Raw genomic sequence first — 20,854 nt, 5'->3', positions numbered from 1 at the left:
CGGAACTCAACCAACGGCGACTGAGGCCTCCTTGAGCCCGGCCTGTTTCCCGCCTGTCAGTGGGGTAAAGCGCTTCTCAAGAGACCTCGTCGGTCTGGGAGTTCACACCGGAGCGCGGTCGGCGCGCTGGTACAGCTCCGTGACAGAGGCGGCCGCGGTCCGCAGGATCAGCAGGATTCACAGGATCAAAAGGATCAGCAGGATCCATTCGATCAACTGGATCGACAGCAGACGGCGGCGGACGCAGCGGACGACCGGACGCCACCGCCCAGGATCCCGCCGTACGGGTCGAAACGGCACACGCCGACAGCCGCTGCCGGGTTCCCCGTCCCGCTGTTCGCCGACGACGTCGAGGACGACGACTGGGGGCCGCCTACGGGGTGGTCAGAGAGCGGGCGATCAGGGCCTGGGAGAGCGACGAGCCGCGCGGGCCTCCGTCCCGGGCGGGCCGCGCGAGGGGCGTCCCTTCGCGCCGGCCGTGCCGGCCCCCGAGGGGGCCGACGCCTACACGAGGCCTGCGGCCCGGCCGGGCCGCACGCCCCTCAGCCCAGCCTGACGCGGGCCAGCTGCCGGGACTGCGCCACCAGCCGGTCCTCGCTGTCCCACACCTCGGCGTCCTCCTCCAGGAAGCCGCCGGCGAGGTTGCGGGTGGCGATGGACACGCGGACGGGACCCGGAGCCGGTCGGGAGCGGACGTGCACGGTGAGTTCGACCGTCGGGACCCAGCCGGCGATGCCGAGGTCGAACGCGGTGGGCGGCAGGGCGTCCACCGCGAGCAGCAGCGAGAGCGGGTCGGCGTCACGGCCGTCGGCCAGGCCGAACCAGGCCCGCATCTCGCCCTTGCCGGAGGGCTGTCCGAGAGCCCAGCCGATGGTCGACGGGTCGAGCTTGAGCATCAGCCGCTCGGCGATGGGCTGCTGGTCGGCGTCGGGCGCGGGCCCGTCCTCGGGACCGAGGCACTGGCTGATCGGCGGGATGGCCGGGGGCTTGGCGGACGTGCGGACGTCGTCGGGGAGGGCGTCGAGGTCGCCGTAGGAGGCGAGGACGCGGATGCGTTCCACCTCGCGGCCCTCCTCGTCGTGCTGGAAGAGCGACGCCTGGCCGGTGGAGAGGGTGCGGCCGGTGCGGACCGTCTGCGTGCGGACGACCGCCGGACCCGGGCGGGAGGCACTGAGGTAGTGCGCGGAGACGGTGAACGGGTCGCTGTGCGGCAGGGTGTCCGCCAGGGCCCGGCCGAGGACGGCGAGCAGATAGCCGCCGTTGACGGCGCCGAAGATCGTCCAGCCGGCCGAGAGGTCGGTGTCGTAGACGCCCGGCCCGCGCGGTGTGACGGCGGTGTCGCGGTCGAACTCGCTGTCCCCGACGGCGGCGGGGGCGGTGGCTGCTTCTGGCATGTCTGCACGGTACAACAGGCAATTACTAAGCGGTAGCTTTCCATGCTTGCCCGGTGCCCGATCCGGAGTCAAGGGTGCGCGATTTCTCGGTAAGTGTCCGTACACGTCCGTCAACCTCGGGCCCTTTTTTCCCCTCTCCAGGGACATGAGCCTCACCGGGACTCCGTTCCTCACCACCCTGATCGCGCTGGCGGTCCTCGCCGTCGCCCTGCCGCTGCTGCTGTGGTCGCGCCTGCGCGGTCCCCGGGTCCTGCGGGCCGCGGCCCGGATGCTGATGCTGCTGTTCGCCCAGGGCACGGCCGTCGCCCTGGTCTTCGTCCTGGTCAACAACTCCAACAACCTGTACGACGACTGGGACGACCTCCTCGGCACCGGCAACCACGTGCAGCAGGCCGCCGACCTGGGCCCCGACGGCACCGGCGGCATCGCGCTGGAGCGGCTGCCCAGGGTCCGGCAGACCTTCACCCGCGCCGGCGGCCCCGGGATGCGCGCGGCCGGCGGAGTGCGCGTCACCCAGCTCGAGGGCCGCGTCTCCGGGGTGAACGCCGAGGTCTACGTGTGGCTGCCGCCGCAGTACGACGACCCCGCCTACCGGCACCGCGCCTTCCCCGTCGTGGAGCTGCTGCCGGGCTATCCGGGCTCGGCGAAGTCCTGGTTCGGGACGCTCCGCGCCCACGAGCAGCTGCTGCCGCTGATGAAGGAGGGCAAGGTCGCGCCGTTCATCCTGGTCGCGCCGCGCACCACGCTGCTCCCCGGGGTGGACACCGGCTGCGCCAACATCCCCGGCACCGTCAACGCCGACTCCTGGCTGAGCATCGACGTGCCCAGAATGGTCATGGACAACTTCCGGGCCGAGCCCGCACCTCGCGGCTGGGCGGTCGCCGGGTACTCGGCCGGCGCGCACTGCGCCACCAAGCTGGCCGTCGCCCATCCCGACCGTTACCGGGCCGCGGTGAGCCTGTCCGGCTACAACGACCCGGTCGCCGAGCGCGCGTCGCTCACCGCACAGAGCCCGTCCCTGCGCGAGCGGAACAACCCCTGCGTGCTGCTGCGCGAGGCCGCCCAGCCGCCCGCCGTCGCCCTCTACCTCTCCGGCCAGCCGGGCGACGGCTACGAGGACGGCATGGCGCTGGAGCGGCAGGCGAAGGCACCCACGACCGTGCACGTCGTGCACGTCCCGAAGAGCGCCGGCGGCCACACCATGGCGCTGTGGCGGCCGCAGGTGGTGCCGGCGTTCCGCTGGCTGACCGTGCAGACGGGCCAGGCCCACGCCCTGAAGGGCGCTACTCCTCACGCACCGTCGAGCGACGGTTCCACGCGCGCGGAGCTCGCCAGTGGAACCGCATCGCGAGCAGTCGCAGGACGAAGGCGGTGACCGCGGCCGCTCCGCTGGCCAGCGGGGTGAGGGCGTCGTAGCGGATGCAGAGCACCACCATCGTGGCGCCGACGATCGCCGGGACCGCGTAGAGGTCGCGGTCCCAGCGCAGCAGGGAGGGCACCTCGTTGGCGAGGACGTCCCGCAGCACACCGCCGCCGACCGCGGTGGCCAGCCCCAGGGCGGCCGACGCGGTGAGGCCGAGGCCGTGGTCGTACGCCTTCGTCGTGCCCGTGACGCAGAACAGGCCGAGGCCCGCCGCGTCGAAGACGTTCACACCGGTCTGGATGCGCTCCACGTGCGGGTGCAGGAAGAAGACGAGGAGGGCGGCGAGCAGCGGGGTGAGGAAGTACCCCAGATCGGTGAAGGCCGCGGGCGGCACCGCCCCGATGATCACGTCCCGGAAGATCCCGCCGCCCAGCGCGGTGACCTCGGCGAGCACGGCGATGCCGAAGACGTCGAAGTTCTTGCGGACGGCCAGCAGCGCGCCGGAGATGGCGAAGACGAAGATGCCGAAGAGGTCGAGCGTGTGCTGGACGGACGGGCTGAAGAGTTGCTGGAGCACCCTTCCATTCTCACCCAACACGAAGCCCCCGCCTTACATTGCAAGGCGGGGGCTGGGTGTTACTTACTTCTCTTTGGAGGGCGCGTCCTTCGAGGCCTCCGCCTCGGGAGCCTCACCGGAGGAGGCCTCGGCCTCCTCCGACGCCTCGGTCTCTGCAGGTGCGGTCTTCGAAGCCTCGGCCTTCGCAGGCGCGGTCGCGGACGCCTCGGCCTTCGCAGGCGCGGTCTCCGACGCCTCGGACTTCGCAGGCGCGGTCACCGAAGCCTCAGCCTTCGCAGGCGCGGTCACCGAACCCTCGGCCTCCGCAGGCGCGGTCACCGAAGCCTCAGCCTCCGCAGGCGCGGTCACCGAAGCCTCAGCCTCCGCAGGCGCGGTCTCCGAAGCCTCAGCCTTCGCAGGCGCGGTCACCGAAGCCTCAGCCTTCGCAGGCGCGGTCTCCGAAGCCTCAGCCTCCGCCGTCCCCTCCGTCAGCGAGGCCACCGCCGCAGAGGTCTCCGCCGACTCCGCGAGCACCTCGTCGGCCACCAGCTCCGCCGCCTCCTTCGCGGCGGTCAGCAGGACGGTGTCCTGCGGAGCCTGGTCCGCGAAGTTCTCCGGGTGGTGGCAGGCGACCTGCTGGCCGGGCCGCAGCTCGATCAGCTTCGGCTCGGTGGTCTTGCAGATCTCCGTCGCCTTCCAGCACCGGGTGTGGAACCGGCAGCCGCTCGGCGGGGAGATCGGCGAGGGCACGTCGCCCTTGAGCAGGATGCGCTCGCTCTTGGCGTTCTTCCGCTTGGGGTCCGGGATCGGCACCGCCGACATCAGCGCCTTGGTGTAGGGGTGCATCGGCGTCTTGTACAGCGCGTCACGGTCGGCCAGCTCGACGATCTTGCCGAGGTACATCACCGCGATCCGGTCCGAGACGTGCCGGACGACCGAGAGGTCGTGCGCGATGATCACGTACGTCAGGCCGAGCTCCTCCTGGAGGTCGTCGAGGAGGTTCACCACCTGCGCCTGGATCGACACGTCCAGCGCGGACACCGGCTCGTCCGCCACGACCAGCTTCGGGTTGAGCGCGAGCGCGCGGGCGATGCCGATGCGCTGGCGCTGGCCGCCGGAGAACTCGTGCGGGTAGCGGTTGTAGTGCTCGGGGTTGAGACCCACGACCGACAGCAGCCGCTGCACTTCCTTCTTGATGCCGCCCTCGGGCTCGACGCCCTGGAGCTTGAAGGGGGCGCCGATGATCGTGCCGATGGTGTGGCGCGGGTTCAGCGACGAGTACGGGTCCTGGAAGATCATCTGCACATCGCGGCGCAGCGGACGCATGCCCGCGACACCGAGGTGCGTGATGTCCTTGCCCTGGAACTCGACCTTGCCGCCGGTCGGCTCCAGCAGACGCGTGATCAGCCGGCCCATCGTGGACTTGCCGCAGCCGGACTCGCCCACGACGCCGAGCGTCTCGCCGGAGCGGACCTCGAAGTCCAGCCCGTCGACCGCGTGCACCGCCCCGACCTGCCGCTGGAGCAGGCCCTTCTTGATCGGGAAGTGCTTCTGCAGGCCGGTGACCTTCAGCAGCACCTCGCCGTCGGCACGACGGCCGTGGTCAGCCTGCGCGGGAATCTCCACCGCTTTCTCGTCACTCACAGCTTCGGCGCAATCTCTTCGGTCCAGATACGCTCCCGCTGCTCCGTGCTCAGGTGGCAGGCGGCCCAGTGCCGGCTGCCGACCTCGGCCAGCTCGGGGCGGACCGTGCGGGTGACGTCGTCCTTCGGGAGGTCCGCGTACGGGCAGCGCGGGTTGAAGGCGCAGCCGGACGGGACGTTGATCAGGGAGGGCGGGGAGCCCTTGACCGGGATGAGGCGCTCCTGCTGGTCGCGGTCCAGGCGCGGCATCGAGCCGAGCAGCCCCCAGGTGTAGGGGTGGCGGGGCTCGTAGAACACCTTGTCCGCGGGACCGCGCTCGACGCACCGGCCGCCGTACATCACCAGGATGTCGTCGGCCAGTTCGGCGACGACGCCCAGGTCGTGGGTGATGACGATGACGGAGGAGCCGAACTCCTTCTGCAGGTCGCGGATGAGGTCGAGGATCTGCGCCTGGACGGTCACGTCGAGGGCGGTCGTCGGCTCGTCCGCGATGAGCAGCTCGGGGTTGTTCACCAGCGACATCGCGATCATCGCGCGCTGACGCATACCGCCGGAGAACTCGTGCGGGTAGTTGTCCACCCGCTTGTCCGGCTGCGGGATGCCCACCCGGTCGAGCATCTCGACCGCGCGCCGCTTGGCGGTCTTCTTGTCGACGTCGTGGTGGATCCGGTACGCCTCCACGATCTGCTGGCCGATCGTGTAGTACGGGTGCAGCGCCGACAGCGGGTCCTGGAAGATCATCGCCATCTGACGTCCGCGCAGCTTGCGCACGTGGTCCGGGTCGGCGGACAGCAGCTCGGTGCCGTCCAGCCAGATCTCCCCGGAGATCTGCGCCTTGCGCTTGCCGTACTGGCCCGCGGTGTGCAGGCCCATGATGCCGAGCGAGGTCACCGACTTGCCGGAGCCGGACTCGCCCACGATGCCGAGGGTCTTGCCCTTCTCCAGCTGGAAGCTGAGCCCGTCGACGGACTTGACCAGGCCGTCGTCGGTCGGGAAGTGCACCTTCAGGTCGCGCACTTCGAGGAAGGCGGTCGGCGCGGGCGAGGTGCCCGTGGGCTCGCCCACGGCGGCTCCCGTCTTGCTGAGTTCGGTCATGAGAGCCTCACTCGGGGGTCGATCACGGCGTACATCACGTCCACCACGAGGTTGGCGACGAGCACCGCGACGGAGGTGATCAGAGTGACGCCCAGGATGATCGGCAGGTCCTGGTTCTTGATGGCGTTGAGCACGGCCTGGCCGAGTCCGGGCAGGCTGAACGTCGTCTCCGTCAGGATCGCGCCGCCGATGAGGGCGCCGAGGTCCATGCCCAGCATGGTCAGGACGGGCGTCATCGAGGAGCGCATGGCGTGCTTGCCGATGACCGTCTGCTCACGCAGGCCCTTGGCGCGGGCGGTGCGGATGTAGTCCTCGCCGAGGATCTCCAGCATGGTGGCACGGGTGATCCGGGCGTACATCGCGGCGTACAGGAACGCCAGCGTGATCCACGGGAGGATCATGCCGCCGAACCAGCCGCCGAAGCTGTCCTCCAGCGGCACGTACTGGCCGTCGAACCACTTCAGTCCGAAGACGAAGATCGCCAGGCTCAGCATGCCGGTGAAGTAGATGGGGAGGGAGACACCCGCGAGGGCGACGACCATCGCACCGCGGTCCCAGATGGTGCCCCGCTTGAGCGCGGAGAGCACACCCGCCGCGACACCGAAGATCAGCCAGAGCACGGCGGCGCCGAGCGCGAGACCCAGGGTCACCGGGAAGCGGTCGGTGAGCACCGGCCAGACGGCCTGCTCGCTGCGGAAGGAGTAACCGAAGCACGGCGCGGCGCAGTGCACGGAGTCACCGCCGCCCACGTAGGTGCGGCCCGCGAAGATGCCCTTGAAGAACTCCCAGACCTGGGTGTAGATCGGGTCGCTCAGTCCCAGCTTCTGCCGCACGCCCTCGACGGCGGCGGGGTCGGCCTGCTTGCCCACGAAGCTGAGGGCAACGTCGACGCCGGCCCACTTGGGGACGAGGAAGAAGATGCCGAAGACCACCATGATGATGACCACGAGCATCACTGCGGCGGCGAACAGCCGCCTGATGAGATAAGCGAGCACAGCTCTCGGCCCGCTGCGGACCGCGGACCACCGGAGGTCTTCCGGTGGCCCGCGATCACGCCGCGCCGGCCTTCACCTGCCTTTCGTGCCGTACGGCGGGTGTACCGGTTGTCAGCTGGTGGACTTCAGACCGAGGTTGACGAAGTCGTACATGCCGCTGTAGCCGTCGGACGTGTAGACGTTCGCCAGCCGGCTGCCGCGCCAGTTGAGGAACCGCTCGAAGACGAAGGGCAGGTAGTACGCGCCCTCCATCACCTTGTGGTTGATCTCGGTCGCGATCTTGGCCTTGCCCGCGTCGTCCAGCGTGTTGACGTAGGTGTCGAAGAGGCCGTCGATCGTCTTGTCGTTGATCAGGGCGTAGTTGTTGTTGCCGCTCTCGAGGATGTACTTGCTGTTCCACAGCGGCAGGCCGTAGCCCTGGACGGACGGGAAGTCCGCGCCCCAGCCCATGATGATGATGCCGTAGCCCTTCTTCTTCACGTTGGAGGGGCTACCGATGATGCTGGAGGTCTGCGAGCCGTCGTACTGGTCGATCTCGGCGGTGATGCCGATCTTCTTCAGGGACGCCTGCAGGGACTGGGCCGTGGCCACCTCGGCGGGCTTGTTGTTGCGGACCGCGATGGTGGTCTTGAAGCCGTTCGGCTGACCGCAGGCCTTCAGCGCTTCCTTGGCCTTGGCGACGTTGCCGCTCTTGTTGGCGCCGGCGAGCTCGTACGGGTCGTACTTCTGGCCCTCGGAGCCCGGAACCTGCGGCGGCAGCATGTTGGTGCCGATGTCGCCACCGGCCACCGGGCCGCCGCGCGCGGTCTGCAGCGAGACGTGGTCGGCGCCGAGGATGACGGCCTTGCGGCACTCGATGTTGTTGAACGGCGCGACGCTCTGCGGGAAGACCGCGTAACGGATGTAGCCGGAGACGGGGTTGTCCAGGTTGGCCTTGTGCTGCTTCAGGGCGGTGGTGCGGCCCTGCGGCGACATGCCGGTCTGGTTGATGTCCATGTCCAGGTCGCCGTTGATCAGGCGCTGGTCCAGCTCGTTGGCGTTCGAGAAGAACTTGACCGTGATCTTGTCCGGGTAGGCCTTGCGGATCGGGTCCGAGGCCTGCTTCCACTGGTCGTTGCGGACGAGGGTCAGGTCCTTGCCCGGGTTGTACGACTCGAACTTGTACGGGCCGGAGGAGAAGGGCCTCAGGCCGTACTTGGACTTGGTGTCCTTGTCCTGGCGGACCGGCGAGGCCGAGATGAGGCCCAGCATCTCCTCGAAGTCCGAGTTGGCCTTCGGCAGCTTGAAGATGATGGTCTTGTCGTCGGGCGTCTCGATGGCCTTCAGACCGAGCTTGTCCGCGGAGGTGTCCTTGTACGGGCCCTTGTAGGCGCCGGTCGGGTCCAGCACCTCCTTGAGGTACGTCGGACCGCCGGACAGCACGTCCTGCGCCCACACGCGCTCGATGCCGTACTTGATGTCCTTGGAGGTGATCGGCTTGCCGTCCTCCCAGGTGATGCCGTCACGCAGCGTGTACGTGTAGGTCTTGCCGCCGTCGGTGATCTTGGCGAGACCGGTGGCGAGGTCGGGGGTCAGCTCGGCGCCGGCCTTGCCGGGCTCCGGCTTGTTCGTGACGAGCTGGCGGCTGTAGTAGCGGGCGAAGTCCCACATGAAGCCGTAGTAGCCGCGCGTGGTGTCCCACGAGTCGGCGTCCTGGGCGCCACCGAACTTCAGCTCGCCGCCCTTCTTGACCAGGTCGGCCTGGGCGATCTTCTGGTTCGCGGCGTCGAACCCGGCGGCGCCGTTCTTCGAACCGCCGTCGCCGTCATCTCCACCGCCGCCGCACGCCGCCGTGGTCAGCAGCGCCGCGACCACGGCGGCAGCGGCCATGGCCTGCTTGCGCCGCCCTGAGGTGCGTTGGGTAGTCACGATCTCGGATCCTCCGGATTTGATGAGAGACCCCGTGTGAGAGCCACGGGAGGCTTGGGGTACGGCAGTTCAGCGGGAGCCCTTCGGGTCCAGCGCGTCACGCACGCCGTCGCCGAAGAGGTTGAAGGCAAGCACGGTGATGAAGATCGCCACGCCCGGGACCACCATGTACATGGGGTCCGAGTCGTAGTAATCGAGCGCGCTCGAAAGCATCTGCCCCCAGGAGGCCGTGGGCGGCTTGACGCCCACGCCCAGGAAGCTGAGTGCCGCCTCGGTGAGGATGTTGGTGGGGATCATCATCGTCGTGTACACGATGATCGGGGCGACGAGGTTGGGCAGCAGCTCCTTGAACAGGATGTACAGCCGTCCCGCGCCCAGCGACCGCGCGGCCTCGACGTACTCGCGCTCACGCAGCGAGAGCGTCTGGCCGCGCACCACGCGTCCGATGTAGGGCCAGCCGAAGAAGCCGATGACCAGGATCATCACGAAGACGCGCACACCCGTGCCGGTCAGTCCGAGCATCTCGTTCGGCATGACGGAGACCAGCGCGATGATGAACAGCAGCTGGGGGAAGGCCAGCAGGCCGTCCATCACCCGGCTGATGAGGGAGTCGACCCAGCCGCCGAAGAAGCCGGCGAGGATGCCCAGGACGGTGCCGAGGATCACCGCGACCACGGCCGACAGGAAGCCGACCAGCAGCGAGATGCGGGCGCCATAGAGGATGCGGGCGAGGATGTCGCGGCCGTTGACCGGCTCGACACCCAGCAGGTGCTCGCCGCTGATGCCGCCCAGGGAGCCCGTGGGCGTACCGAACAGCGGGTCGATGAGGTCCTCGTGGTACTCGTTGGGGTCCTGCCCGAGCAGATTGGTGATCACCGGGGCCAGCAGGGCGATCACGATGAGGACGAGCACCACGACCCCGCCCGTCAGGGCGAGCTTGTCCCGCTTCAGGCGCTCCCAGGCGATCCGGCCCAGGGAACGGCCCTGTACGGCCTTGGCGCCGCTGGTGGCGACCGCCGCTTCCTCGGCCGCGCTCGGGGCCGCTTCCGCGGTCGGCTCGTGCAATGGTGCCGTCATCTGGCAGGGACCCCTCTCAACCGGCGGTAGCCGGCCCGCACTTGCCGCTGTAGCGGCGTGATCAGTCCGTCGTACACAGGGGCGAAGCACCCCTGGAGCGGGAGTCTTCAACGCTTTGGCGATCTGTTGCCAGACTTGGCAGTGAAAGGATGCGTAAACGTGATGCGGTCAGGTGGGTTCCGTTATCCGGACGGCGGGTAACGTCCGCCGGACAGCGACATGTTGGGGCGTATCAGGAGTAAATCGGTACAACCGCCCCTATCTACGCGCGCAGAAGTACGGTGGTGCCCGAGGAACGGGACGGCAGGCCGGCGTCAGTAGCGGCCGGCGGGTGGATAACCGTAGCCCGCGGCGGGCGCCTGCTGGGCGGCCGGGGCGGCGGGAGCGTGGGCCTCGCGGTCGTAGAAGGGGCGGGCGTGGACGCGCATCCACATCACCACCGGGTCGTAGTCGTCGCTCATGGCGACCGTCGACACCGGCAGCCCCTCCGGGATCGCGCCGATCGACTGCTGCATCATCGCGCGTACGGCGTCCACGGCCGGCGGGGAGGTGTCGTACACGTCGAGCCCGATGGCGAGGTAGGGCGCGCCCAGGGCGGGCTGGACCCAGGCGCGGCGCAGCGAGCGCAGCGCCGGGGTGCGGTGGGCGTTCTGCGCGAGGAGGGCGTAGAACTGCGGGATCTCGATGGCGGGTTCGGACAGGCGCAGCGGTCCGGCCGGCTGCCGGTCCAGGCCGGTGGCGATCCGGCGCAGGTCGAGCCAGGGGATGCCGACGCCGCCGCCCGGGGCGTGCGGGTTCAGCCAGAGGCCGTGGTGGTCCGGATAGAGCGTGCGCGCCACGTCCAGGCCGTCGACCACCTCGTAGGACCTGTTCCAGCCGCTGGCGGAGAGCTCCTGGGCGGAGGTGACGCAGGGGGCGTAGCCGTGGCCCTCGACCTCCATCGTGCCGTACTGGGCGTCCGGGGAGCCGGCCTGTCCGTGCCACAGCAGCATCCACACCTGGCCGGTGGTCGGGGTCGCGAGGGCGCGCAGGAGCGCCTCGTAGGCGTCGTAGCGCCCGGGCGTGACCTGGCGCAGCATGTGCTCGACCTGCCCGGCCGCGATGCCGCTGGCGCTCACCTGTACCGCCCCTTCGTTTGGTTGCCCCGCGTTGGAGACCAGCTTAGGTGGCTCCGCCGACAACGGGCGCCCAACGAGGGGCGGGTTGTTCCTTGTCGGCGGACGCGGCTCTGCGCGGCTGGTCCGGGTTTCCGGTTCGTTCCTAGTGCGCCCGGGTGTAGAAGGGCCGCACCCTTTCCTTCAGCCACGTGCCGACCGGGTCGTCCGTCACGTCCAGCAGGACCAGGTTGACCGGCCACTTCACGGCGACGGCGCCCAGGGCCCTGCCGAGCGCCTCGAGCGGGAGCGCCCTCAGGTCCCCCTCCCACTGGGAGAGTTCCACGCCGACGAACATGACCGGGTCGGCCGTCTCGATGGCGGCCAGGCAGCGGCGGGCGGTGAGGACGACGCCCGTCGCCTCGAACTCCGCCGAGGCCGCGGAGAGGAAGTCGACCGGGTCGTCCTGCCAGTCGGGCTCGAAGAGGCGGACGCGGCCGCCGCTCGCGGGGCCGTCCAGCGGGGTGCGGCCCGCGCGGCACAGCTCGGCGACGGCCGGCGGGGGCAGCGGGACGCCGACCACTCCGTCCGGGTTCACCGCGATGCCCACCTGGGGCGGCAGCCCGCGGGCGAACTCCACGGCCGGCGCGATCGTGTACGACATGTGCGCGCCGACGACCTGGCGGAACTGCTCCTCGGAGCTGAAGACGGGCACGTACGCCTGGCCGTCGAGCTCCAGCGTGGGCAGGTCGAGGGGGCCGCTGTGCGGGCCGCCGCCGCTGGGCAGCGGAACCCACACGAAGCTGCGGCCCAGCACCTCCAGGATCCGCCCGCCGGCGCCCGGCACGCCGAGGGAGGCCGAGAGCACCTCCTCCAGCTCGTTGCCGGGCCATCCGCCGTGCGGATGAGGGTGCGCCTGTGCCGGGACGTCCGCGGAGAAGTCCGCCGGGAGGTCCGCCGGGGGGAAATCCATCTGCCTACCGCCTGCTGGGATCCACTGCTGTGGCTGAAAGGCTAGCGGGTACCGACACCCCGCCCCACTGCCCGCGCCCCGGCCTGCGGACCCGTCCCGCGCCCCCCATCGGCGTGCCCGCGCCCCGGATCCCCGGCATCCGGTTCCCACCCGGCACCGACGCGGCAGGACACGGCGCGAGAAGGCCGGCCCGGCAGGACGGCAGGGGGTCCGGAGGGGAGCGCCCAGGGACAGGAACGGTGGGGTCGGCGCGGGCGGGGAGACCCGCCCGACCCGTCGGCCCCGTTCTCAGCCCGTGAACGCGATCCGGCGGAGGGCGTCCGCCGCGGGGCGGTCGAGGAGGATCGCCGAGGTGCAGCCCCCGGGCAGGCGGCCTTTCTCGACCGAGCGGAGCAGCCGGGAGGCGGCGCGGCGGTGGCGCAGGAACGCGTAGCGGGAGACGCCCCGGCCCCGCTCGCGCTGACCCTCCAGCGCGGTGCCGGGGGCGACGTCGAGAAGCAGCAGGTGCAGGATGCCGCCGCGCCGGCGGGCCTCGCGGGCCAGCCAGTGGCGCACCCAGGCCTGCGTCCCGCAGTCGTGCACCACCACGCCCTCGCCGGTGCGCAGGGCGCGGCGCAGCCCGGCGTAGTGGGCGACGCGGACGAGGGGCCGGTACAGCGCGTACGGCAGGAAGCGCGGCACGGCGGCGTCCCAGCGGTCGCGGGTGTCCTGGGAGTCGACGCGGATGCCCGTCACCGCGCGCCTCATCAGCGTGGACTTCCCGCTGCCGGGCAGGCCCGTCACCACGACCAGGTCGTGCGGGCCGAACAGCAGTGCGCGCGGGCTGCGGCCGGCGCGGTCACGCAGGTCGCGGACGACGGGCGCGGGCGCGGGACCGCACGCCTCCTTGCCCGGCGACGCCGGCTGCGGGGGCAGCGCGGGCAGCGCGAGCGCCGAGGTGGTCGCGTATCCCGTGGTCCTGTTCACCGTGATCGTCCTCCCCTGGGGTCAGACAAGTCTTCTCCCCATCGAGCGTAAAGAGAAGGTAATGCCCGGTGTCTTCCGTTTTCGTGCGCGTACCGCCACAAGCCGGTTACAGATGCGGCCTGCCGCGATCGGACGGACCGTGCGATGATGTGCGCGCCAACTGCATACCGGCCGTTTGAATCCGCGCGGGAGAGTTCCCGGCAGGAGCTGTGACAGCTTCGCCGGGGCGCCGAAGGAGCAAGTCCCTCCCTTGAATCTCTCAGGCCCCGTTACCGCGCGGGCGAGGCACATCTGAAAAGCGGGCCGACCCCGTCCGGGACGGCTCCACCCAAGGTGCAAGCCACGATCACGATCACTCCAGCTCACCGGTGATCCACGATCATGGCGAACCTCTCAGGTTCCGATGACAGATGGGGAGGAACGACCTCGCCAGTCTTGCCTTGGGAGACGAACGCCCGATGAGCAGTACCGAACCCACCCAGCAGCGCCGTACCGCGCTCGACGCCGTCCATCGCGCGCTCGGCGCGACGATGACCGACTTCGCCGGCTGGGACATGCCCCTGCGCTATGGCTCCGAGCGCGACGAGCACCACGCCGTACGCACCCGGGCCGGCCTGTTCGACCTCTCGCACATGGGCGAGATCACCGTCACCGGTTCGCAGGCCGCCGCCCTCCTCGACCACGCCCTGGTGGGTCACATCAGCGCCGTCAAGCCGGGTCGCGCCCGCTACACCATGATCTGCCGCACCGACGGCGGCATCCTCGACGACCTGATCGTGTACCGGCTCGCCGAGAACGAGTTCATGGTCGTCGCCAACGCCTCCAACGCCCAGGTGGTGCTGGACGCGCTCGTGGAGCGTTCCGCCGGCTTCGACGCCGAGGTGCGCGACGACCGGGACGCCTATGCGCTGATCGCCGTCCAGGGCCCCGAGTCGCCGGGCATCCTGAAGTCGCTCACCGACGCCGACCTCGACGGCCTGAAGTACTACGCCGGTCTGCCCGGCACCGTCGCCGGCGTCCCGGCGCTGATCGCGCGCACCGGCTACACCGGCGAGGACGGCTTCGAGCTGTTCGTGCGGCCGGAGCACGCGGTGGAGCTGTGGCAGTCGCTGACCGAGGCGGGCGAGGCCGCCGGTCTGGTCCCCTGCGGCCTGTCCTGCCGGGACACGCTGCGCCTGGAGGCGGGCATGCCGCTGTACGGGCACGAGCTGTCGACCGACCTGACCCCCTTCGACGCCGGCCTCGGCCGCGTGGTGAAGTTCGAGAAGGAGGGCGACTTCGTGGGGCGCGAGGCCCTGCGGGAAGCGGCCGCCCGCTCCGCGGAGAACCCGCCGCGCGTCCTCGTCGGCCTGGTCGCCGAGGGCCGCCGCGTCCCGCGCGCCGGGTACCCGGTCGTCGTGGGCGGCGAGGTGATCGGCGAGGTCACCTCCGGTGCGCCCTCGCCCACGCTGGGCAAGCCGATCGCGATGGCGTACGTCGACGCCGCCCACGCGGCGCCGGGCACGCCGGGCGTCGGCGTGGACATCCGGGGCAGCCACGAGCCCTACGAGGTCGTGGCGCTGCCGTTCTACCGGCGCCAGAAGTAGAGACTCGAAGCCGAAGCAGCGACCGAGGCCGGTCGCAGCGCGTGACCCTGCGCACATCTGCGCTGCTCACGCGTGCTTCCAGCAGGCCCCTATTCATCAGCACTCCCCCGCGTACAGGAGAATTCAGGCCATGAGCAACCCCCAGCAGCTGCGCTACAGCAAGGAGCACGAGTGGCTGTCGGCCGCCGAGGACGGCGTGTCGACGGTCGGCATCACGGAGCACGCGGCCAACGCGCTCGGCGACGTGGTCTTCGTCCAGCTCCCGGAGGTCGGTGACACGGTGACCGCGGGCGAGTCCTGCGGCGAGCTCGAGTCCACCAAGTCGGTCAGCGAGCTGTACTCGCCGGTCGACGGTGAGGTCGTCGAGGTCAACCAGGACGTCGCCGACGACCCGTCGCTGGTGAACTCCGCCCCCTTCGAGGGCGGGTGGCTGTTCAAGGTACGCGTCACGGGCGAGCAGGAAGAGCTGCTCTCCGCCGACGAGTACACCGCCTACACCGCCGGCTGAGGAGTCGTAGACGCATGTCCGTCCTGAACACGCCCCTGCACGAGCTCGACCCGGAGATCGCCGCCGCGGTCGACGCCGAGCTGCGCCGCCAGCAGTCCACGCTGGAGATGATCGCCTCGGAGAACTTCGCTCCGTCCGCGGTCATGGAGGCACAGGGCTCGGTCCTGACCAACAAGTACGCCGAGGGCTACCCGGGTCGCCGTTACTACGGCGGTTGCGAGCACGTCGACGTCGCCGAGCAGATCGCCATCGACCGGATCAAGGAGCTGTTCGGCGCCGAGTACGCCAACGTCCAGCCGCACTCCGGCGCCTCCGCCAACCAGGCCGCCCTGTTCGCGCTGGCCCAGCCGGGCGACACAGTCCTGGGCCTGGACCTGGCGCACGGCGGTCACCTCACCCACGGGATGCGGCTGAACTTCTCGGGCAAGCAGTTCGACGTGGTCGCCTACCACGTCGACGTCGAGACCGGCCTGGTCGACATGGCCGAGGTCGAGAAGCTCGCCAAGGAGCACCGCCCGAAGGTGATCATCGCGGGCTGGTCGGCGTACCCGCGGCAGCTCGACTTCGCCGAGTTCCGCCGGATCGCGGACGAGGTCGAGGCGTACCTGTGGGTGGACATGGCGCACTTCGCCGGTCTGGTCGCGGCGGGCCTGCACCCCAACCCGGTGGAGCACGCCGACGTCGTCACCTCCACCACCCACAAGACGCTGGGCGGTCCCCGCGGCGGCGTCATCCTGGCGAAGAAGGAGTTCGCGAAGAAGCTGAACTCGTCCGTCTTCCCGGGCTTCCAGGGCGGTCCCCTGGAGCACGTGATCGCGGCGAAGGCGGTCTCCTTCAAGGTCGCGGCGAGCGAGGAGTTCAAGGAGCGCCAGCGCCGTACGGTCGAGGGCGCGCGGATCCTCGCCGAGCGGCTGACCGCCGCCGACGCCCGCGAGGCCGGCGTGAACGTCCTGTCCGGCGGCACGGACGTCCACCTGATCCTCGTCGACCTGCGCGAGTCCGAGCTGGACGGCCAGCAGGCCGAGGACCGCCTCCACGAGGTCGGCATCACCGTCAACCGCAACGCGGTCCCGAACGACCCGCGTCCCCCGATGGTCACCTCCGGCCTGCGCATCGGCACGCCGGCCCTCGCCACCCGCGGCTTCACGTCCGAGGACTTCGCGGAGGTCGCGGACGTGATCGCGGAGGCGCTGAAGCCGTCCTACGACGCCGAGGCGCTGAAGGCCCGGGTCGTCGCCCTGGCGGACAAGCACCCGCTGTACCCCGGTCTGACCAGGTAGTTCCCGTTTTCCGTGGGGTGCCCTGCACACTCGTAGGTGGGTGAGCGGGGCACCCCACAGGAAACCTTCCGCACCACCCCCCGTCTTGAGGAGTCACCGTGGCCATCTCGGTCTTCGACCTGTTCTCGATCGGCATCGGCCCGTCCAGCTCCCACACGGTCGGCCCGATGCGCGCGGCACGCATGTTCGCCCGGCGCCTGCGCAACGAGGGCCTGCTGGGCTCCGTCGCCTCCGTCCGCACGGAGCTGTACGGCTCCCTCGGCGCGACCGGCCACGGCCACGGCACCCCCAAGGCCGTCCTCCTCGGTCTGGAGGGCGACTCGCCGCGCACGGTGGACGTGGAGACGGCGGACGAGCGGGTGGAGGCGATCAGGTCGGCCGGCCGCATCCGGCTGCTCGGCGAGCACGAGATCCCGTTCTCCTTCGACGACGACCTGGTCCTGCACCGCCGCAAGGCCCTCCCGTACCACGCCAACGGCATGACGCTGTGGGCCCACGACGAGCAGGGCGCGGAGCTGTTGAGCAAGACGTACTACTCGGTGGGCGGTGGCTTCGTCGTCGACGAGGACGCCGTCGGCGCGGACCGCATCAAGCTCGACGACACGGTCCTGAAGTACCCCTTCCGCACGGGCGACGAGCTGCTGCGCCTGACGAAGGAGACGGGCCTGTCGATCTCCTCGCTCATGCTGGAGAACGAGCGGGCCTGGCGCACCGAGGAGGAGATCCGCGAGGGTCTGCTGGAGATCTGGCGGGTGATGCAGGCGTGCGTGGCCCGCGGCATGTCCCGCGAGGGCATCCTGCCGGGCGGTCTGCGGGTGCGCCGCCGCGCGGCGGTGACCGCTCGCCAACTGCGGGCCGAGGGCGATGCGTTGGCGCACTCCATGGAGTGGATCACGCTGTACGCCATGGCGGTGAACGAGGAGAACGCGGCCGGCGGGCGGGTCGTCACGGCGCCGACGAACGGCGCGGCGGGGATCATCCCGGCCGTCCTGCACTACTACGTGAACTTCGTGCCCGGCGCCGACGAGGAGGGCGTGGTCCGCTTCCTGCTGGCCGCCGGCGCGATCGGCATGCTCTTCAAGGAGAACGCCTCCATCTCCGGCGCGGAGGTCGGCTGCCAGGGCGAGGTCGGCTCGGCCTGCTCGATGGCGGCGGGCGCGCTGGCGGAGGTCCTCGGCGGCTCCCCCGAGCAGGTGGAGAACGCGGCCGAGATCGGCATGGAACACAACCTCGGCCTCACCTGTGACCCGGTCGGCGGTCTCGTCCAGATCCCGTGCATCGAGCGCAACGGCATGGCCGCCGTGAAGGCGGTCACCGCGGCCCGCATGGCGATGCGCGGCGACGGCTCGCACAAGGTGTCCCTGGACAAGGTCATCAAGACGATGAAGGACACGGGCGCCGACATGTCCGTGAAGTACAAGGAGACCGCCCGCGGCGGCCTCGCCGTCAACATCATCGAGTGCTGAGGAATCCGGCCCCCCGGCGGAGTGAGCCATGTGGAGGAAAACACCGGGGAGGATTTCCGGCACTCGCCCTCCTCGGAGCGGGCGGAACGCCATGCGGCAGTTGACTCCGGGGCTTCCGTCGCCTGTTGAGCCGATGCCGCGTCACGGCCGAACCTGAGTGGCGACCCGTTGGTGATCTGCTGAGACTGAGGGCGGGTGACGAACGGTTTCCCGAGAAGTCACGGTCGACGGCCTTATGACTTCCGGATTGCTCGAGCCTCGGCTCGTCGGTGAACGTGAAAGCACCGGGTTTTCACCACAGGACCGATGGCGTCGAGAGCCCGAGGAGAGCTCATGGAGGGAAAGCCCGTCGAGGCCCTTACGGCCGATCCGGACCCGTCCATCGCCCTGAGCGGGCACACCGACCCGGCGTCCGGGATCGAGACGATCCTCACCGAGGTTCTGTCCGGAGTCCTGCGCGTCGACGACGTCCCGCCCGACAGTCACTTCTTCGACGAACTGGGCGCCGACTCCCTGCTCATGGCGCAGTTCTGCGCACGGGTCAGAAAGCGGCCGGACCTGCCGTCGATCTCGATGAAGGACGTCTACCGGCACCCGACGATAAGAAGCCTGACGGCAGCGCTCGAGCGGACGTCGCCTTCTCCTGACGGGCCGCCGATTCCGGCGCCGGTGGAGACGGAACGACCGGCACGACCGGCGGGCGGTCTGCAGCACATATTCTGCGGAACCCTTCAGTTCCTCGCTTTCCTCGGATGGTCCTTCGCGGCGGCACTCGTCGCCGTCGCGGGATTCAACTGGGTGTACCGGGGCACCGGGCTGATCGACATCTACCTGAGGGCGGTCCTCTTCGGTGGCGTGGCGTTCCTCGCCCTGTGCCTTCTTCCGATCGTGGCGAAGTGGACCCTCATCGGCCGCTGGAAGCCACGGCAGATCCGCGTCTGGAGCCTGGCGTACTTCCGTTTCTGGGTCGTCAGGACGCTGCTCCGGTCGAGCCCCCTCCTCCTGTTCGCCGGCTCCCCGCTCCATGTGCTCCACCTGCGGGCGCTGGGTGCGCACGTCGGTCGCGGCGCCGCCGTTTTATCGCGAAATATCCCCATCTGCACCGACCTGCTCACCATCGGCGCGGGCACGGTCATCCGCAAGGACTCGCTCTTCAGCTGCTACCGGGCCCACGACGGCCTGATCCAGACGGGAACGGTCACCATCGGCAGCGACGCGTTCGTCGGCGAGGCGACGGTGCTCGACATCGGGACCTCGCTGGGCGACGGGGCGCAGCTCGGCCACTCCTCCTCCCTGCACTCCGGGCAGGCGGTGCCCGCGGGGGAACGCTGGCACGGCTCGCCGGCGCAGCCGACCGAAACGGACTACCGCACGGTGGGCCCCGTCGAGTGCGGCACCGCGCGCAAGGTCCTGTTCACCGTCGCCCAGGTACTGGGCACGCTGTTCCTCTACCTGCCGCTGGCGGTCGGCGGTGTGACCCTCCTGCTCAGTGTGATCCCGAACCCGACCGCGCTCGCGGACGGCCAGTCCCCGGCCTTCACCGGCTGGGCGTTCTATCTCGACGCCCTGGCGGTGTCCTTCGTCGGCTTCTTCGGCTCCGCGCTGGTGGGCCTGCTCCTGGTGGTCACCGTTCCCCGGGCGCTCCACCTCGCGATCGAGCCGGACCGGGTCTACCGCCTGTACGGCTTCCATTACGGGGTCCACCGGGCGATCGAGCGCCTGACCAACCGCAAGTTCTTCAAGGTCCTCTTCGGGGACAGCTCCTGGATCGTCCACTATCTGCGCGGAATCGGGTACGACCTCTCCCGCGTCGAGCAGACGGGGTCGAACTTCGGCACGGAGATGAAGCACGACACCCCGTTCCTGACCAAGGTCGGCAGCGGGACGATGGTCGCCGACGGGCTTTCCGTGATCAACGCCGACTTCTCCAGCACGTCCTTCCGCGTGTCCCGGGTGTCGATCGGGCCGCGGAACTTCCTCGGGAACAGGATCCACTATCCCGTGCAAGGGAGGACGGGCGACAACTGCCTTCTCGCGACGAAGGTCATGGTCCCCATCGACGGGCCCCTCCGGGAGGGCGTCGGTCTCCTGGGCTCGCCGTGCTTCGAGATTCCCCGCTCGGTCGAACGCGACAGCAGATTCGACCACCTGAAGACCGACGACGAGCTGAGCCGCCACCTCGCGGCCAAGGACAAGCACAATGCCGCCACCTTGGGCCTGTTCCTGCTGACGCGGTGGATCCATGTTCTCGGAGTGGTGCTGATCGCTTCCGGAGCCTCGGGGCTCTACCCCTCGCTCGGCGCGTCGGTGGTCGCGCTGGCCTCCGTCGCCGCCCTCCTTTTCAGTGTCGTCTACTTCGTTCTCCTCGAACGCGTCGCGACGAAATTCCGGCCCCTGCGGCCCCTGTACTGCTCGATCTACGACACCGCCTTCTGGCGGCACGAGCGCTACTGGAAGCTGACGGCCATGACGGAGCGGATCGCACTGTTCAACGGCACCCCTTTCAAAAGCCTCGTCTGGCGCCTTCTGGGTGTGCGGCTCGGGAAAAGGGTCTTCGACGACGGCTGTTTCATGCCGGAGCGGACGCTCGTCACCATCGGCGACGACTGCACGCTCAACGCGGGCACCGTGATCCAGTGCCATTCGCAGGAGGACGGCACGTTCAAGTCCGACCACAGCACCATCGGTTCCGGCTGCACTCTCGGCGTCGGCGCCTTCATCCACTACGGCGTGACGATCGGGGACGGCGCGGTGCTCGCCCCCGACTCCTTCCTCATGAAAGGCGAGGAAATCCCACCGCGCGCGCGATGGGGAGGAAACCCGGCCAGGGAAATGCGGAGCGAGGCGGCCGAACCCCGCGTTCTCCGCGATGGCGACGACAGCGGCCGGGGCGTCCTGGTCGGTGGCGAACAGCAGCGTGGCAACGGAAAGTCGAGCGGAGAGAAATAAC

At 69.9% G+C, this 20,854-nt stretch carries 16 protein-coding genes and 1 riboswitch; of the genes, 6 read left to right on the top strand and 10 right to left on the bottom strand.

Annotated elements, in window-relative coordinates:
* Positions 1–542: 542 nt before the first annotated feature.
* Positions 543–1,394 carry a thioesterase family protein gene (locus ACIHAR_RS11025; protein WP_400018674.1) on the bottom strand — a complete coding sequence of 284 codons (852 nt, stop codon included), beginning with the start codon at positions 1,392–1,394 and terminating at the stop codon, positions 543–545.
* A 145-nt stretch (positions 1,395–1,539) separates the two neighbouring features.
* On the opposite strand from ACIHAR_RS11025, the gene ACIHAR_RS11020 reads away from it, so the two are divergent.
* Positions 1,540–2,769 carry an alpha/beta hydrolase gene (locus tag ACIHAR_RS11020; RefSeq protein WP_400018672.1) on the top strand — a complete coding sequence of 410 codons (1,230 nt, stop codon included), beginning with the start codon at positions 1,540–1,542 and terminating at the stop codon, positions 2,767–2,769.
* On the opposite strand, the gene ACIHAR_RS11015 is transcribed toward ACIHAR_RS11020, so the two are convergent.
* The 9 genes from ACIHAR_RS11015 to ACIHAR_RS10975 form a co-directional block, all read right to left on the bottom strand.
* On the bottom strand, positions 2,678–3,334 hold the full coding sequence (locus tag ACIHAR_RS11015; protein ID WP_365460191.1) for a trimeric intracellular cation channel family protein: 657 nt from the start codon (positions 3,332–3,334) through the stop codon (positions 2,678–2,680). The two genes, ACIHAR_RS11020 and ACIHAR_RS11015, sit on opposite strands and share 92 nt — an antisense overlap.
* 63 nt (positions 3,335–3,397) lie before the next feature.
* Complete coding sequence (locus tag ACIHAR_RS11010) at positions 3,398–4,939, bottom strand: dipeptide ABC transporter ATP-binding protein (RefSeq protein ID WP_400018859.1); 1,542 nt, start codon at positions 4,937–4,939, stop codon at positions 3,398–3,400.
* Between the two features lie 14 nt (positions 4,940–4,953).
* Positions 4,954–6,051: an ABC transporter ATP-binding protein gene (locus tag ACIHAR_RS11005; RefSeq protein WP_365460188.1), complete on the bottom strand. Its 1,098-nt coding sequence runs from the start codon at positions 6,049–6,051 to the stop codon at positions 4,954–4,956.
* Complete coding sequence (locus ACIHAR_RS11000; RefSeq protein ID WP_365460185.1) at positions 6,048–7,046, bottom strand: ABC transporter permease; 999 nt, start codon at positions 7,044–7,046, stop codon at positions 6,048–6,050. Before ACIHAR_RS11000 ends, ACIHAR_RS11005 begins: the two co-directional genes overlap by 4 nt.
* 111 nt (positions 7,047–7,157) lie before the next feature.
* Complete coding sequence (locus ACIHAR_RS10995; protein WP_365460182.1) at positions 7,158–8,954, bottom strand: ABC transporter substrate-binding protein; 1,797 nt, start codon at positions 8,952–8,954, stop codon at positions 7,158–7,160.
* 69 nt (positions 8,955–9,023) lie between these two features.
* Complete coding sequence (locus tag ACIHAR_RS10990) at positions 9,024–10,031, bottom strand: ABC transporter permease (RefSeq protein WP_365460179.1); 1,008 nt, start codon at positions 10,029–10,031, stop codon at positions 9,024–9,026.
* 314 nt (positions 10,032–10,345) lie between these two features.
* The gene (locus ACIHAR_RS10985) at positions 10,346–11,149 is read right to left on the bottom strand and encodes an enhanced serine sensitivity protein SseB C-terminal domain-containing protein (protein WP_365460176.1); all 804 of its coding nucleotides are present in this window, start codon (positions 11,147–11,149) and stop codon (positions 10,346–10,348) included.
* A 142-nt stretch (positions 11,150–11,291) separates the two neighbouring features.
* Positions 11,292–12,098, bottom strand: coding sequence for an enhanced serine sensitivity protein SseB (locus ACIHAR_RS10980; RefSeq protein ID WP_365460173.1), 807 nt, complete (start codon positions 12,096–12,098; stop codon positions 11,292–11,294).
* 288 nt (positions 12,099–12,386) lie between these two features.
* Complete coding sequence (locus tag ACIHAR_RS10975) at positions 12,387–13,064, bottom strand: AAA family ATPase (protein WP_365460170.1); 678 nt, start codon at positions 13,062–13,064, stop codon at positions 12,387–12,389.
* A gap of 176 nt (positions 13,065–13,240) precedes the next feature.
* A riboswitch (glycine riboswitch) is annotated at positions 13,241–13,349 on the top strand.
* Between the two features lie 173 nt (positions 13,350–13,522).
* Between ACIHAR_RS10975 and gcvT the strand changes: the two genes are divergently transcribed.
* From gcvT to ACIHAR_RS10950, 5 genes are all read left to right on the top strand, one after another.
* Positions 13,523–14,650: a glycine cleavage system aminomethyltransferase GcvT gene (gene gcvT, locus ACIHAR_RS10970; protein WP_365460167.1), complete on the top strand. Its 1,128-nt coding sequence runs from the start codon at positions 13,523–13,525 to the stop codon at positions 14,648–14,650.
* 130 nt (positions 14,651–14,780) lie between these two features.
* Positions 14,781–15,158 (top strand): glycine cleavage system protein GcvH, encoded by a 378-nt coding sequence (gene gcvH / locus ACIHAR_RS10965; protein WP_365460164.1) that lies wholly within the window; start codon positions 14,781–14,783, stop codon positions 15,156–15,158.
* Positions 15,159–15,172: 14 nt separating this feature from the next.
* Complete coding sequence (gene glyA, locus ACIHAR_RS10960) at positions 15,173–16,438, top strand: serine hydroxymethyltransferase (RefSeq protein ID WP_365460161.1); 1,266 nt, start codon at positions 15,173–15,175, stop codon at positions 16,436–16,438.
* Between the two features lie 98 nt (positions 16,439–16,536).
* Complete coding sequence (locus ACIHAR_RS10955) at positions 16,537–17,904, top strand: L-serine ammonia-lyase (protein WP_365460158.1); 1,368 nt, start codon at positions 16,537–16,539, stop codon at positions 17,902–17,904.
* 333 nt (positions 17,905–18,237) lie between these two features.
* Entirely contained in the window at positions 18,238–20,853 is a 2,616-nt protein-coding gene (locus ACIHAR_RS10950) for a Pls/PosA family non-ribosomal peptide synthetase (RefSeq protein WP_400018664.1), read from the top strand.
* Position 20,854: the final 1 nt, after the last annotated feature.

The organism is Streptomyces sp. NPDC052016 (genome assembly GCF_044548445.1).
GTDB lineage: Bacteria > Actinomycetota > Actinomycetes > Streptomycetales > Streptomycetaceae > Streptomyces.
Note: the sequence above shows the minus strand (reverse complement) of the source record. Positions and strands in the feature narration are given on the sequence as shown.